This is a genomic window from Burkholderia pulmonis, from assembly GCF_984667975.1.
In genome coordinates, this window is sequence record NZ_OZ480186.1 from 2484500 (window position 1) to 2499107 (window position 14608).

Genomic DNA, 14608 nt, shown 5'->3' on the forward strand with positions numbered 1-14608 from the left:
CGTCGGCCGGCATTGCGCCACTTCGACGCACGCCGCGGCGCCCGGATGAGCCGCCGCGGCAGGCGCCGCGCGGCCGGCCGGGGCCGGCCGCCGGTGCAGGCCCGGGAAGCCGATGTTGCGCTAGCGCTGCATCGACTCCCAGACCTTGTGCAGACGCTTGACAGAGACAGGCATCGGCGTGCGCAGTTCCTGAGCGAACAGCGAAATCCGCAGTTCCTCGAGCAGCCAGCGGAATTCCGTGAGCCGCGGATCGGCGACGCCGCCGCGCTGCGACACCGCGCGCTGGTACTGCTGGGCGAGCGGCAGCAGGTCGGCCGACTGCTTCGCGTCGCGCGCCGGATCGGCCTTCAGCTTGTCGATCCGCAGCGCGATGCCCTTCAGGTAACGCGGGAAGTGCGCCAGTTGCGGGTAAGGCGTATCGATCACGAAGCGCTTGCCGACCAGCGCGGCGAGCTGCTGCTGCAGGTCCGCGTGCGCCTGCGCGAACGGCTTCGCCTGCGCGAGCTTCTTCACGAGCCCCGCGTATTCGGCCAGGATCTGGCCCACCAGCCGCGCGATTTCCTGCGCGAGCAGGTTCAGGCGGCTCCGGCCCTCGTCGCGCCGCGCGTGGAAGCTCGCGTCGTCGTCGGGCAGCGGGTCCTGCAGGCACGCGCGGTCGAGCGCCGTGTCGATCAGCTGGTCGCGCAGTTCGTCCTGCGTGCCGAGCGACATGTACTGCATCGCCATCTCGCGCAGCCCCGGCAGGTTCTTCTCGAGGAACTTGATCGGCTCCTTCAGCTGCAGCGCGAACAGCCGCCGCAGGCCGGCCCGGTGGATGCGCGCGGCCTCCTCGGGTGAATCGAACACCTCGACGTCGCAGTGCGTGCCGCGATCGACGAGCGCCGGGTAGCCGTACAGCGTCTGGCCGCGCCGGCGGATTTCCAGCAGCTCGGGCAGCTTGCCGAAATTCCACGTCGTCAGGTTCTCGTACAGCGCCGTCGCGCCGGCTTCCGCCGGGGCGGCCGTCTGCGGCGCCGCGCCCTTGCCTGCCTTCGCGTTGCGCCCGGCGGCGCCGGTGGCACCCGCCGTGGCGGCCGCCGGCGCCTGACCGACCAGCTGGTCTGCGTCGGCATCGCCGCCCGTCGCGATCGTCGACGCCGCCGCGATCTTCTGGAACTGCTGCTGCGCCTGCGCGCCGAGCTCCTGGCGCAGCTGCGCGAGATTGCGCCCCATCGCCAGCTGGCGGCCGTGCTCGTCGATCACCTTGAAGTTCATGAACAGGTGCGCGGGCAGCGTCTCGAGCTTGAAGTCGGCCGTCTTCATCGCGATTTGCGTCTCGCCGCGCACGTCGGCGATCAGCGCCTCGACAAGCCCGCCCGCGCCGAAGCGCTCGCGCCCCATCCGCTCGACGAAGCCGGCCGCGTACTCGGGCAGCGGCACGCAGTGCCGGCGCAGCTTCTGCGGCAGCGACTTCAGCAGCAACTGCACCTTTTCCTTCAGCATCCCCGGCACGAGCCACTCGCAGCGGCGCGCGTCGACCTGGTTCAGCGCGTACAGCGGCACCGCGAGCGTCACGCCGTCGCGCGGCGTACCAGGCTCGAAGTGGTACGTGAGCGCCATCTCGACGCCGGCCATCGTCGCGCGCTTCGGGAACAGCTCGGTCGTCACGCCGGCCGCCTCGTGGCGCATCAGGTCGTCGCGCGACAGGTACAGCAGCCGCTGCTTGTCCTCCGCCTGGCCGCCCTTCTTCGCCTCGTCGCGATACCAGCGCTCGAACGCGACGCCCGTGTGGATCCCTTCCGGGATCGCCTGGTCGTAGTACGCGTAGATCAGCTCGTCGTCGACCAGCACGTCCTGGCGGCGCGACTTGTGCTCGAGCTGCTCGATGTCGGCGAGCAGCTTGCGGTTGTGCGCGAAGAACGGCATCTTCGTGTCGAACTCGCCTTCGACCAGCGCGCCGCGGATGAACAGCTCGCGCGCCCGCGCCGGGTCCTGCTTGCCGAACGCGACGCGCCGGCGGTGGTAGATCGGCAGCCCGTACAGCGTCGCGCGCTCGTACGCGCTGACCTGTGCCGGACGCTTTTCCCAATGCGGCTCCGACAGCGACTTCTTCAGCAGGTGCGCGCCGATCTTCTCGACCCACTCGGGCTCGATCTTCGCAAGGCAGCGCGCGTACAGCCGGCTCGTCTCGACGAGTTCGGCCGCCATCACCCAGCGGCCGGCCTTCTTCGCGAGCACTGAGCCCGGCCACAGGTAGAACTTGATCCCGCGCGCGCCGAGATAGTGCGGATCGTCGTCGGCTTTCAGGCCGAGGTTGCCGAGCAGGCCCGTCAACAGGGCCAGATGGACCTGTTCATACGTGGCCTCGACTTCGTTCAGGCGCCAGCCGTGCTCGCGCACGACGGTCAGCAGTTGCGAATGGACGTCGCGCCACTCCCGCAACCGCAGGTGCGACAGGAAGTTCTGCCGGCACGCATCGACGAGCTGGCGGTTCGACTTCTTGTGCGCAACCGCCTCCTCGAACCACGCCCAGATCTTCAGCCACTGCAGGAATTCGGAACGCTCGTCCGCAAACCGGCGGTGTGCCTGGTCGGCCTGCTCCTGCGCCTCGATCGGCCGGTCGCGCGGGTCCTGCACGGACAGCGCGCTCGCAATGATCAGCACCTCGCGCAGCGACTGCTGGTCGCGCGCGGCAAGAATCATCCGGCCCACGCGCGGGTCGAGCGGCAGCCGCGCGAGCTCGCGGCCGAGCGGCGTCAGCGCGTTATCGTCGTCGACCGCGCCGAGCTCGTTGAGCAACTGGTAGCCGTCCGCGATCGCGCGGCCGGGCGGCGGCTCGAGGAACGGAAACGATTCGATCGCCGTCAGGTGCAGCGACTTCATCCGCAGGATCACCGACGCGAGCGACGAGCGCAGGATTTCCGGATCGGTGAAGCGCGCACGCGCCTGGTAGTCGCTTTCCTCGTACAAGCGGATGCAGACGCCGTCGGCCACCCGGCCGCAGCGGCCCGCGCGCTGGTTCGCGGCCGCCTGCGAGATCGACTCGACCTGCAGCTGCTCGACCTTGTTCCGGTACGAATAGCGCTTCACGCGCGCAAGCCCGGTGTCGACGACGTAGCGGATGCCCGGCACCGTCAGCGACGTTTCGGCCACGTTGGTCGCGAGCACGATCCGGCGCGCGTTCGACCCTTTGAACACCTTGTCCTGGTCGGCCGCCGAGAGTCGTGCGAACAGCGGCAGGATCTCGGTGTGCGGCGGATGGTGCTTGCGCAGCGCCTCGGCCGCCTCGCGGATCTCGCGCTCGCCGGGCAGGAACACCAGCACGTCGCCGGAGCCCTCGCGGCACAGCTCGTCGACCGCGTCGACGATCGCGTCCATCAGGTCGCGCTCGGCTTCGCGCGCGGTCTTCACACGGTCGCGGCCGCCCGTGCCTTCGGCGTTCTTCACGGCCGGGCGATCCTCGGCCACCGGGCGGTAGCGCATCTCGACCGGGTACAGCCGCCCGCTCACCTCGATCACGGGCGCCGGGCGCTCGTCGGTGCCGAAATGGCGTGCGAAGCGATCGGCGTCGATCGTCGCGGACGTGACGATCAGCTTCAGGTCCGGCCGCCTCGGCAGGATTTCCTTCAGGTAGCCGAGCAGGAAGTCGATGTTCAGGCTGCGCTCGTGCGCCTCGTCGATGATCAGCGTGTCGTACGCCTTCAGCAGCGGGTCGGTCTGCGTCTCGGCAAGCAGGATGCCGTCCGTCATCAGCTTCACGGACGCGCCCGGCGCGAGATTGTCGGTAAAGCGCACCTTGTAGCCGACCACCTCGCCGAACGGCGTGCCGAGTTCCTCGGCGATCCGGCGGCCGGTCGACGACGCGGCGAGACGGCGCGGCTGCGTATGGCCGATCAGGCCCGTGCCGCCGGCGCCGAGGCCGCGGCCGAGATCGAGGCAGATCTTCGGCAACTGGGTGGTCTTGCCCGACCCCGTTTCGCCGCAGACGATGACCACCTGATGACCGGCGATCGCACGCGCGATTTCGTCGCGCTTGCCCGACACGGGCAGGCTTTCCGGGTACGTGATCGGCGGAACGGGATTCGGCGCGACGACGGCGCGCGGCGGACGCTCGCGGCGCGGGGGGCGCTCGCCGGTTGACTGGGGAGCGCCCTTCGCGGCCGGCTGGCGCGCTTCGCCGCGCCGTTCGTCGCCGCGCGGCGCGCGCGGTGTGTGAGCCGGCGTGCCCGCCGGCTTTTCCTGGTGCTGGCGCGGCGGCTGGCCCTGCTGCTCGCGTGCATCGGCCGCACCCTCCGGGTGCCGGGCCGACGACGTATTGGCCCGCGTCGGCGCGGGACTTTTAGAAACATTCGACATGGGGGCGCATTATAATCCCGCCCATGAATTCCCAAACCGACCTCCCCCCCGCCCAGACCGGCACCGCGACGCCGCCGGCCGCCGACGATTCGGCCGCCAGCCACGCGCAGTTCGTCGACTGGATGCGCTCCGTCGCGCCCTATATCCACAAGTTCCGCAACAACACGTTCGTCGTGGGGTTCGGCGGCGAGGTGGTGCAGCAGGGGCTGCTGAACGCGCTCGTGTCCGACATCGCGCTGCTGCAGGCGATGGGCATCCAGATCGTGCTGGTGCACGGTTCGCGCCCGCAGGTCGAGGAGCAGCTGAGCCTCCATGGTGTCGAATCCGAGTTTTCGCACGGCCTGCGCATCACCGATGCGCGCGCGCTCGAATCCGCGAAGGAAGCGGCCGGCGAAGTGCGTCTCGACATCGAGGCCGCGATCAGCCAGGGTCTGCCGAACTCGCCGATGGCGCACGCGCACATCAGCGTCGTGTCGGGCAACTTCGTCACGGCCCGGCCGGTGGGGATTCTCGACGGGGTCGATTTCGCGCATACGGGCATCGTGCGCAAGATCGACGCCGAATCGATCCGTCATTCGCTCGCGAGCCGCAAGCTCGTGCTGCTGTCGCCGCTCGGTTTCTCGCCGACCGGCGAAGCATTCAACCTGTCGATGGAAGACGTGGCGTCGGCGGCCGCGATCGCGCTGCGCGCCGACAAGATCATCTTCCTGACCGAAGCGCCCGGCATCGTCGACGACGAAGGCGAGCTGGTGCGCGAAATGTCGCTCGACGCGGCCGCCGAGCTGCTCGATTCCGGCAACGTCCAGGGTGACGACGCATTCTTCCTGAAGCACTCGATTCGCGCGTGCCGCGGCGGCGTGACCCGGGCGCACCTGATCCCGCAGTCGCTCGACGGCAGCATGCTGCTCGAACTGTTCCTGCACGACGGCGTGGGCACGATGATCTCGTACGAGAACCTCGAGAGCCTGCGCGAGGCGACGCCGGACGACGTCGGCGGCATCCTGTCGCTGATCGAGCCGCTCGAGTCGGACGGCACGCTGGTGCGGCGCGGCCGCCACCAGATCGAACGCGACATCGACCACTTCTCGGTGATCGAGCACGATGGCGTGCTGTTCGGCTGCGCGGCGCTGTATCCGTACCAGCAGGAGAAGATCGGCGAAATGGCGTGCCTGACGGTCGCGCCGGAAGCGCAGGGCTCGGGCGACGGCGAACGCCTGCTCAAGCGCATCGAGCAGCGCGCCCGCGCGCGCGGCCTCACGCACATCTTCGTGCTCACGACGCGCACCGAGCACTGGTTCCTCAAGCGCGGCTTCGTCAAGGTCAGCGTCGACGACCTGCCGGAAGACCGCCGCAAACTCTATAACTGGCAGCGCAAGTCGCTCGTGCTGATGAAACAGCTCTGAGCGCAGGCACGACTGCCCTCCCCCCAGACCGATTACAGGAGAAGTACACGATGGCTCGAATGATTCAATGCGCGAAGCTCGGCAAGGAAGCCGAAGGCCTCGATTTCCCGCCGCTGCCGGGCGAACTCGGCAAGCGCATTTACGAGAGCGTCTCGAAGGAAGCGTGGCAGGGCTGGCTCAAGCAGCAAACGATGCTGATCAACGAAAACCGCCTGAACATGGCCGACCCGCGCGCGCGCCAGTACCTGGTGAAGCAGACCGAAAAGTACTTCTTCGGCGACGGCGCGGACCAGGCGTCCGGCTACGTGCCGCCGACGGAAGGCTGATGACGTGATGCGCGCGGCAGGCAGGCTGCCGGCCGCGCGATCGAAAAAAACGGCACCGTGTATCGCACGGTGCCGTTTTTCTTTCGAGTGCGGACGATCGGCGTGAATCAACCCGCCGGCTTCAACGCGCCGCCGTCGCCCGGCTGCGGCGCGCCGCCGCTCGCGCTGTCGGCACCTCCGCCTTCGGTGCCCCATTCCGCCGCATCGCTGCGCTCGGCCGTCGACAGTTCGCTCGCGCGATATCCGGTGCGGTTCAGCAGCGCCAGCATGCAGGCCAGCGACACGAGCGCGTAAAGCCCCGACGCCACCGCGACGCCGACGATGCTGCCCGTCGCATTGAGGATCGCCTGCGCGAGTACCGGCGTGCCGCCGCCGACGACCAGCGCGCTCAGCTGGTACGCGAGCGACAGGCCCGTGTAGCGGATGTTCGCCGGGAACACGCGTGCGAGCACGCCGCCGACCGCACCGTAGAACATCGCGGACGGAATCGTCGAGATGCACATGCCCGCGACGGCCACCCAGTACGAACGCGTCGCGAGCGCATGGAACATCACCGGCATCAGCACGATTTCCGGAATCAGGATCCAGCACATCGCGCGCCGCATGTCGACCTTCGACACGAACCACGCGCCGATCGGCTGCATCAGGAACTGCACGACGAGCGAAATCGACAGGATGCCGAGGAACGTGCCCTGCGCGTAGCCGAGCTCTTTCGTCGCCCACGACAGCGCGAACGTGCTGCGGAAATACGTGACGTTGATCACCGGCAGCGTGCCGGCCGCGAGCAGCACGACCACCCAGTGATCGCGCACGACGTCGCGCAACGGCAACTTCACCGTGCGCTTGCGCGCGAGCACGCGCTGCATGTCGACCGACTCCTCGAGCCTCAGCCGGATCACCATGCCGATGATCACGAGCACGGCCGACAGCAGGAACGGAATGCGCCAGCCCCACATCAGGAACGACGGCGTCGGCAGTGCGCTCAGCGCGAAGAAGGCGGCCGTCGCGAGCAGGTTGCCGGTGGGCGAGCCCTGCTGCGCGAACGCCGCATACAGGATGCTGCGGTGCTTCGGTGCGTTCTCGCTCGCGATCAGCACCGCGCCGCCCCACTCGCCGCCGACCGCGATGCCCTGCAGCACGCGCAGCACGACGAGGCCGGCCGGCGCCCAGACGCCGATCTGCGCATAGCCGGGCAGCAGGCCGATGCCCGTCGTCGCGAGCCCCATCATCACCAGCGTGATCACGAGCGCGGTCTTGCGGCCGACGCGATCGCCGAGATGCCCGAACACGATGCCGCCGAGCGGCCGCGCGGCGAAGCCGGCCCAGAACGTGACGAACGCGAGCAGCGTCGCGACGCCGGGATCCATCGTGCTGGAAAAGAACACCTTGCCGAACACGAGCGCCGCGGCCGTGCCGTAGATGTAGAAGTCGTACCACTCGATCGTGGTGCCGACGAACGCCGCGAAAGCGGCGCGACCGGGCCGCGGCTGCGCGGCGGGCGGGGATTGCGGACGGCTCATCGATGTCTCCAGTTGGTGATCGGGGGCGCGACTCGCGCGCGCCTTTCCCGGGTGGCCGGTATCGCGCCGCCGGCCGGCGGCGTCCTGTCAGTCGGGGGGCGACTCGCCGGGTGCCGTTTTCAGCACGCCGGCATCGAGCAGTTGCTGCTGAAGCGCGCGATCGACGCCGAGCCGGTCGAGCACCGCGCGCGTATCGCGACCGAGCGCGGGCGGCGGCGAACGATAGGTGGCCGGGGTGCGCGACAGCTTCACCGGCGACGCGGTGCCGCGATACGCGCCGATCTCGACGAACAGGTTCCGGTGCAGCGCATGCGGATCGTGCGCGACGTCGGCCACCGTACGCACCGGCCCGCACGGCACGCCGGCCGCCATCAGGTCGCGCGCGAGCGGCTCGCACGCGTGCGCGGCGAGCCGCGCTTCCAGTTCGGCCTTCAGTTCGGGCCGGTGCGCGCACCGGCTGCGGTTGTCGACGAAGCGCGGATCGCCCGCGAGCGCCGGCGCGCCGAGGTGGGCAACGAGCCGCGCGAACTGCCGGTCGTTGCCGACCGCGAGGAAGATCGGCACGGTCGCCGTGCGGTAGCTGTCGTACGGCGCGATGTTCGGATGCGCGTTGCCGCTGCGCTCCGGCACGCGCCCCGAACCGAAGAAGTTCGGCAGGTGCGGATGCAGCAGCGACACGCCGCAGTCGTACAACGCGATGTCGATCGACTGTCCGAGCCCGCTCTTCTCACGCTCCGCGAGTGCCAGCAGGATCCCGGCAAGCGCGTTGAGCCCCGTGACCATGTCGACGATCGGCAAGCCGATGCGCATCGCGTCGCCGTCGCGTTCGCCGTTCACGCTCATCAGCCCGGCCATCGCCTGGATCACCGCGTCATAGCCCGGCAGCCCGCCGAGCGGGCCGTCGTTGCCGAAGCCCGTCACCGCGCAGTGGATCAGCCAAGGAAAACGCGGCTGCAGGTCGCGTGCGTAATCCATCCCCCAGCGCGCGAGCGTGCCGGGCTTGAAGTTCTCGACGAGCACGTCGGCATCGTCGAGCAGGCGCCACAGGATCGCGCGCCCTTCGTCGCACGACAGGTCGAGCGCGAGCCCTTCCTTGTTGCGGTTGACGCCCATGAAATACCAGGCCGTGTCGCCGAGGAACGGCGGCCCCCAGCCGCGCGTCTCGTCGCCGGAAGGCGGTTCGATCTTGACCACCGTCGCGCCGTGATCGGCGAGCGCCTGCGTGCAGTACGGGCCGCCGAGCACACGGCTCAGGTCGACGACCTTCAGGCCGTCCAGTGCGCCACGCGTCGTATTCATCGCTCGACTTCCGGCAACAGGTCGAGCGCCGTGTCGAGCGCGACCGGCAGGCCGCGCAGCAGCGCATCGGACGCGGCCGATTCGTCGTCGCCCGATGCCGGCGCGAGCGGATCGACCGGCAGCAGCTTGTGGCGCACGATCAGGTGCGCGAGTGCGAGACGCCTGAAATCCGGCGCGAGCCTCACGCCCTCGCACGCCATCAGCACGGCCGCGCTCGCGTAGTACAGCGCGGACGCAGCCTGCCGAACGCGCGCGTCGTCGCCTTCGGCCGCGACCCGTGCTAGTGCATCGCAGGCCCGCGCAAGAACGCGCCGCAGCGCCGTGCGGCTCGCATCGGGCAGCGGCGCCGCGCCCAGCCGGTCACCGAGGAACGTGCGCAACGCGTCGAGCGCATGCTCGCGTTGCGCCGCCCGCGCGACGTCGAGCGCGACGATGTTGCTCGTGCCCTCCCAGATCGAGCCGAGATGCGCATCGCGCACGAGCCGCGCGTCGCTCCATTCCTCGATGTAGCCGGTGCCGCCGCGCACTTCCATCGCATCGCCCGTCACACGGCGCGCGTCGCGGCATGCGCGGAACTTGATCAGCGGCGTCAGGATCCGCACGCAGCGCGCGGCCTGCTCGTCGCCCGCATCGGCCTGCGGCAGCAGCAACGCGATCTGCATGAACATCGCGCGCGCAGCCTCGGCCGGCAGCAGCATCTTCATCAACTGGCGCTGCATCAGCGGCATCTCGATCAGCTTGCGGCCGAAGGCCTCGCGATGCGCGGCGACGTGCAGCGCCTCGTTCAGCGCGCGCCGCATCAGCCCCGCCGCACGCACGCCGTTCGACAGCCGCGACATGTTGATCATGTCGGCCATCTGGTGGAAACCGCGGCCGACCTCGCCGATCAGCCAGGCCTGCGCGCCTTCGAGCGCGATCTCGCCGCTCGCCATCGAACGGCTGCCGAGCTTGTCCTTCAGCCGCACGATCCGGTAGCGGTTGCGCGTGCCGTCCGGCAGCGTCTTCGGCAACAGGAACAGCGCGAGGCCCTTGATGCCGTCCGGCGCACCGTCGGGCCGTGCAAGCACCATCGCGAGATCGGCGTCCGCGTTCGAGCAGAACCACTTGTCGCCGGTCAGGCGCCAGACGGTCTCGCCATGCGCGTCGGTTTCGCAGGCCGCGCGCGTCGCGATGCGGGCGACGTCGGAGCCGGCCGCCTGCTCGGTCATGAACATCGCGCCCTGGTACAGCGTGTCGAAATCGCGCGACGCGAGCATCGGCAGGTAGCGCGCGACGAGCGCCGGATCGCCGAAACGGCGCAGCGTGCGGGTCAGCGAATCGGTCATGCTGACCGGGCAGCACAGCCCGAATTCCGCCTGCACGAACAGGAACGTCAGTGCGTACTTCACGAGCGGCGGCACGGCGTCGGTACCGTGGCTCAGCGACGCGAGCCCGAGCTCCGCATACGCGACGCGTTCGAGCGCGACATAGGCGGGATCCTTCTCGATGCGCTGCACGGCCTCGCCGCGCCGGTTGCGGTGCTCGAGCACGGGCGGATGCTTGTCCGCGCGCGACGCCCATTCGTCGAGCTCGCCCGACGCGCGTGCGCCGAGCGCGCGCAGCTGCGGCTCGAGTTCGTCATAGTGCGCGTCGCCGAGATGCAGCTTCAGCAACGCGCCGAGATCAGGGTCGACAGTGAAGAAATTGATGCCCCGGCTGTCGGGAATGTTGGATGCGCCGGCGTCCGGCGTGCGAGCTGCGGTGTCGTTCATGCGTGCGTCTCCTGGATTGCCTGCACGTCGGCCGGACCGGGTGCCGCAGCCCCCGGCCGGTCCCGCGCCAAGCCTTCCGCAGAGCGTAGGCGCGCGATCGATAAGCGTCCAATACAGGATTTATCCGGTACGATAGATATCGCTTATCGATGCCGCCGCCAGGAGGAGACACCATGGAACTGAGGCAGTTGCGCTACTTCGTGGCGGTCGCCGAGGAGCTGCATTTCGGGCGCGCGGCGAAGCGCCTGTTCATCTCGCAGCCGGCGCTGAGCTTCGACATCCGCAAGTTCGAGGACGCGCTCGGCGTGCAGCTCTTCTCGCGCACCAACAAGACCGTTGCGCTGACCAACGCGGGCGAGGTGCTGCTCGGCGAAGCGCGCCGGCTGCTGCTGCAGGCCGCCGAGGCCGAACGCCTGACGGTGCGCTCCGCATCGGGCCTCGCGGGCCGATTGCGGATCGGCTTCGTCCATTCGATGCTGTATCGCGGGCTGCCCGATGCCGTGCGACGCTTCGAGGCCGACTATCCGGGCGTCGAGGTCGTGCTGAGCGAGATGAACACGCATGCGCAGGTGCAGGCGATCCAGCGCGGCCAGATCGATCTCGGCTATGCGCACTGGGGGCACTTTCCGCCCGAGGTCGAATCCGTACCCGTCTATGCAGAGCCGTTCGTGTGCTGCCTGCCGGCCGCGCATCCGCTCGCACGGCGCAGGCAGGTCGCACTCGCCGCACTCGCGGCGGAACCGTTCATCCTGTTTCCGCGCGAAGCCGCGCCGCACTATCACGACCTGATCATCGCGCAGTGCGTGAACGCGGGATTCAGCCCGCTGATCCGTCACGAGGCGCGGCTGTGGCAGACGATCCTGTCGATGATCGAATTCGGGATGGGCATCGCGCTGGTGCCGCGTGTGCTGCAGCAGGCGAAGAGCGAGCGGCTCGCATTCCGGCCGCTGAAGGATGCGTCGCTCGAATCGCGCACGCTCGCGCTGAAGCGCAGCGGCACCGCCGAACCGGTGGCGCTGCGCTTTGCAGACTACGTGCGCGCATCGATCGACGCGCTGCCCGCGCTTAAGGGCTGAGCAAGTGGGCGGCGCGCAGGTCCCTGCAGGTATCTGAAAAGAATTTGCAGAAAGGGCTTTACGAACCCCAAAAGCTCTGACATAATTTCAGCTTCTTTGGGCGGTTAGCTCAGCGGTAGAGCACTGCCTTCACACGGCAGGGGTCACTGGTTCGATCCCAGTACCGCCCACCAAAGAATTCAAGGGCCTGCGTCTCACGACGCAGGCCCTTTTCGTTTTGGCTTGCCGCCCCGCAGCCCGTGCCCCCGATCGCGGACTCGCCGCGCCCGAATCCCTCCCCCGGGCACCTTCAGCAAATTCATCGCCGTTGCCGGCAATTTCATTTCCGATCCGCATGACACCGGCATCAGTCCGCTGAACGCGTCCGGAATTCTGAGGTTCGCCGACCGCAACGCGATTCCTCCGCACACGCCCCGTGCGCGGCTCCCTTTCTCGCACGTTTGTCCACTGACTCCACGTTATTCGCCAGCCATCGGTCTTTCGTTTTGATGACAAATGATCAGACAAATAGGATATCCGTCGCCTGCCTCGCTTCGTGCTTGCCAATCGAACACAGGCGGACAAGCCGGCTCGATCTCAGCATCCAGCGCCGCCAAAAGCTCAGATGTTTCAGTCATGTAGCCGATCTGCTTTCAATCGGAAAGATTGAAAACGATGACTGTAATTATCGGTAATTCTTATGTAACATTTGTAGGAAATCGGATGCATAGAATCGTTACGCGATATAACAGCCAGTCGAATCAGCAGCGCATTTACGGCACGAAGTCATGACTTGCGACGGTGAGCTGGCGACAAAACCAAAGTACCCATGTCATCAGAGAACAACGACTACACACTGTGGCTTACCGGTCTGAGCGGCGCCGGCAAGTCAACCCTCTCGCAGGAAATTGCCAGGCAGTTGCGCGCCCGCAATGTTCCGGCATGCATACTCGACGGAGACGAGTTGCGTGCGGGCGTTTCGCCGGATCTCGGCTTCACGCGCGAAGACCGTACCGAAAACTGTCGTCGCACGGCCGAAATCGCGAAACTGCTCAATCAGCAGGGGATCATCGCAATCGTGGCGCTGATTTCACCGTACGAGGCCGATCGGCAGCACGCACGAGAGATCATCGGTGCGAATCGGTTCGTCGAGGTCTACCTGAAAACCGATATTGCAACCTGCTCCGCACGGGATCCAAAGCAGCTTTACGCCAAGGCGATCACCGGCCAGACCACGCAATTTACCGGCATCTCCGACCCGTACGAAGTACCGACCGCCCCCGATCTGATCGTGGAAACGGGAACGCTGGATATCGCCGCGTCGGTCGCGCTCATCATGAATTTCGAGCGTCAGCGCCTCACGGCCGCGTAATTGCTGCGCGCCGTCATTTCGTGGCCGGGCGATCCCTCACGTCCCTCCGATGAACGGGCCGCTTAGAGAGTCGGTCCGACGTCGGATCACGTCAGGAAACGGTTCAGCGTGCCTCGCGCACGATCGCAATCGCACCGGCGCGCGGTAACCTGCCGCACGACTATCCGACCCGCTCCGCCGTCGCATCGAATGCACGCCGCGCCTTGTCGACGATCTCGTCGACTTCCGCCTCGCGAATCACGAGCGGCGGCGACAGCAGCATCCGGTCGCCGGTCGCACGCATGATCAGGTTGCCATTGAAGCAGAAGTCGCGGCAGATCGTGCCGATGTCGACGTCCGCGCCGAACCGCTCGCGCCGGTCGCGGTTGCGCGCCAGTTGAACGCCGGCGACCAGCCCCGTGCCCGCAATCTCCCCGACGACCGGATGGTCGCCCAGCGCGTCGCGCAATCGCCGCTGGAAATACGGCCCGATGTCGTTCTTCACGCGCTCGACGATGCCTTCGTCACGCAGCAGCTTCAGGTTCGCGACCGCGACGGCTGCCGCCACCGGGTGACCCGAGTACGTGAGGCCGTGATTGAATTCGCCGTTGTCGATGATCGGCCGCGCGACGCGCTCGTGAATGCCGACCGCGCCCATCGGCACGTAGCCCGACGTGAGCCCCTTCGCCATCGTGATCAGGTCCGGCTCGAAGCCGAAGTGCTGGTGTGCGAACCATTCGCCGGTGCGGCCGAAGCCGCCGATCACTTCGTCGGCGACCAGCAGGACGTCGTACTTGCGGCAGATCCGCTGGATTTCCGGCCAGTACGTCGACGGCGGGAAGATCACGCCGCCCGCGCCCTGGAACGGCTCGCCGATGAATGCGGCCACGTTCTCCGCGCCGAGTTCGAGGATCTTCGCTTCGAGCTGCTGCGCGCGGGCGAGGCCGAACGCTTCCGGCGTTTCGCCCGGCTGCGCTTCGCCGAAGAAATACGGCTGGTCGATGTGCACGATGTGCTCGACCTTCGACGGCATCTGCTCGTGCATGTAGCCCATCCCGCCGAGCGTGCCGCCGGCGATCGTCGAGCCGTGATAGCCGTTCTTGCGCGAGATCACGTATTTCTTCTGCGGCTTGCCCTGCACGCGCCAGTACTGGTGCACGAGGCGCAGCACGGTGTCGTTGCCTTCCGAGCCGCTGTTGCAATAGAAGAAGTGGTTGAAGCCGGCGGGCGTGACTTCCGCGAGCATCGCCGACAGCTCGATCACCGGCGGGTGCGTGGTCTTGAAGAAGGTGTTGTAGAACGGCAGTTCCTGCAGCTGGCGATACGCGGCGTCGGCGAGTTCCTTGCGGCCGTAGCCGACGTTCACGCACCAGAGGCCGGCCATCCCGTCGATCACCTTGTTGCCTTCCGAGTCCCACAGGTAGACGCCGTCGGCCTTCACGATCACGCGGCTGCCGGCGCGGTTCAGCGCGCCCATGTCCGAGAACGGGTGGATGTGGTGCGCGGCGTCGAGCGCGCGATAGCCGGCGGTCGAGTGCGGCGGGAACGCTTCGTTTCGATCGGTCATG

10 protein-coding genes and 1 tRNA gene are annotated in these 14608 nt (G+C 67.8%); 5 read left to right on the forward strand and 6 right to left on the reverse strand.

Annotation, left to right across the window (positions count from 1 at the left end; translation table 11 throughout):
• Window positions 1-120: 120 nt before the first annotated feature.
• Window positions 121-4335, reverse strand: coding sequence for an ATP-dependent RNA helicase HrpA (hrpA, locus tag AC5LXK_RS11490; RefSeq protein WP_493388935.1), 4215 nt, complete (start codon window positions 4333-4335; stop codon window positions 121-123).
• A gap of 23 nt (window positions 4336-4358) precedes the next feature.
• Between hrpA and argA the strand changes: the two genes are divergently transcribed.
• Both argA and AC5LXK_RS11500 read left to right on the forward strand, forming a co-directional pair.
• The gene (gene argA / locus AC5LXK_RS11495) at window positions 4359-5738 is read left to right on the forward strand and encodes an amino-acid N-acetyltransferase (protein WP_493388936.1); all 1380 of its coding nucleotides are present in this window, start codon (window positions 4359-4361) and stop codon (window positions 5736-5738) included.
• Between the two features lie 50 nt (window positions 5739-5788).
• A complete protein-coding gene (locus AC5LXK_RS11500; protein WP_175845118.1) occupies window positions 5789-6064 on the forward strand; it encodes an oxidative damage protection protein in 276 nt (91 codons plus the stop codon).
• A 107-nt stretch (window positions 6065-6171) separates the two neighbouring features.
• Here the strand turns inward: AC5LXK_RS11500 and AC5LXK_RS11505 are convergent, their stop codons facing one another.
• The 3 genes from AC5LXK_RS11505 to AC5LXK_RS11515 form a co-directional block, all read right to left on the reverse strand.
• Window positions 6172-7584, reverse strand: a complete 1413-nt coding sequence (locus tag AC5LXK_RS11505; RefSeq protein WP_493388937.1) for an MFS transporter — start codon at window positions 7582-7584, stop codon at window positions 6172-6174.
• A gap of 87 nt (window positions 7585-7671) precedes the next feature.
• A complete protein-coding gene (locus AC5LXK_RS11510; RefSeq protein ID WP_493388938.1) occupies window positions 7672-8883 on the reverse strand; it encodes a CaiB/BaiF CoA transferase family protein in 1212 nt (403 codons plus the stop codon).
• Window positions 8880-10634: an acyl-CoA dehydrogenase family protein gene (locus tag AC5LXK_RS11515; protein WP_493388939.1), complete on the reverse strand. Its 1755-nt coding sequence runs from the start codon at window positions 10632-10634 to the stop codon at window positions 8880-8882. Before AC5LXK_RS11515 ends, AC5LXK_RS11510 begins: the two co-directional genes overlap by 4 nt.
• 173 nt (window positions 10635-10807) lie before the next feature.
• On the opposite strand from AC5LXK_RS11515, the gene AC5LXK_RS11520 reads away from it, so the two are divergent.
• Both AC5LXK_RS11520 and AC5LXK_RS11525 read left to right on the forward strand, forming a co-directional pair.
• Entirely contained in the window at window positions 10808-11710 is a 903-nt protein-coding gene (locus AC5LXK_RS11520; RefSeq protein WP_493388940.1) for a LysR family transcriptional regulator, read from the forward strand.
• A gap of 98 nt (window positions 11711-11808) precedes the next feature.
• A tRNA-Val gene (locus tag AC5LXK_RS11525) sits at window positions 11809-11883 on the forward strand.
• A gap of 285 nt (window positions 11884-12168) precedes the next feature.
• Here AC5LXK_RS11525 and AC5LXK_RS11530 read toward each other — a convergent pair.
• Complete coding sequence (locus AC5LXK_RS11530) at window positions 12169-12327, reverse strand: hypothetical protein (protein WP_493388941.1); 159 nt, start codon at window positions 12325-12327, stop codon at window positions 12169-12171.
• Between the two features lie 191 nt (window positions 12328-12518).
• On the opposite strand from AC5LXK_RS11530, the gene cysC reads away from it, so the two are divergent.
• A complete protein-coding gene (gene cysC, locus AC5LXK_RS11535) occupies window positions 12519-13061 on the forward strand; it encodes an adenylyl-sulfate kinase (protein ID WP_493388942.1) in 543 nt (180 codons plus the stop codon).
• 160 nt (window positions 13062-13221) lie between these two features.
• On the opposite strand, the gene AC5LXK_RS11540 is transcribed toward cysC, so the two are convergent.
• Entirely contained in the window at window positions 13222-14607 is a 1386-nt protein-coding gene (locus tag AC5LXK_RS11540; protein WP_493388943.1) for an aspartate aminotransferase family protein, read from the reverse strand.
• Between the last annotated feature and the right edge of the window lies 1 nt (window position 14608).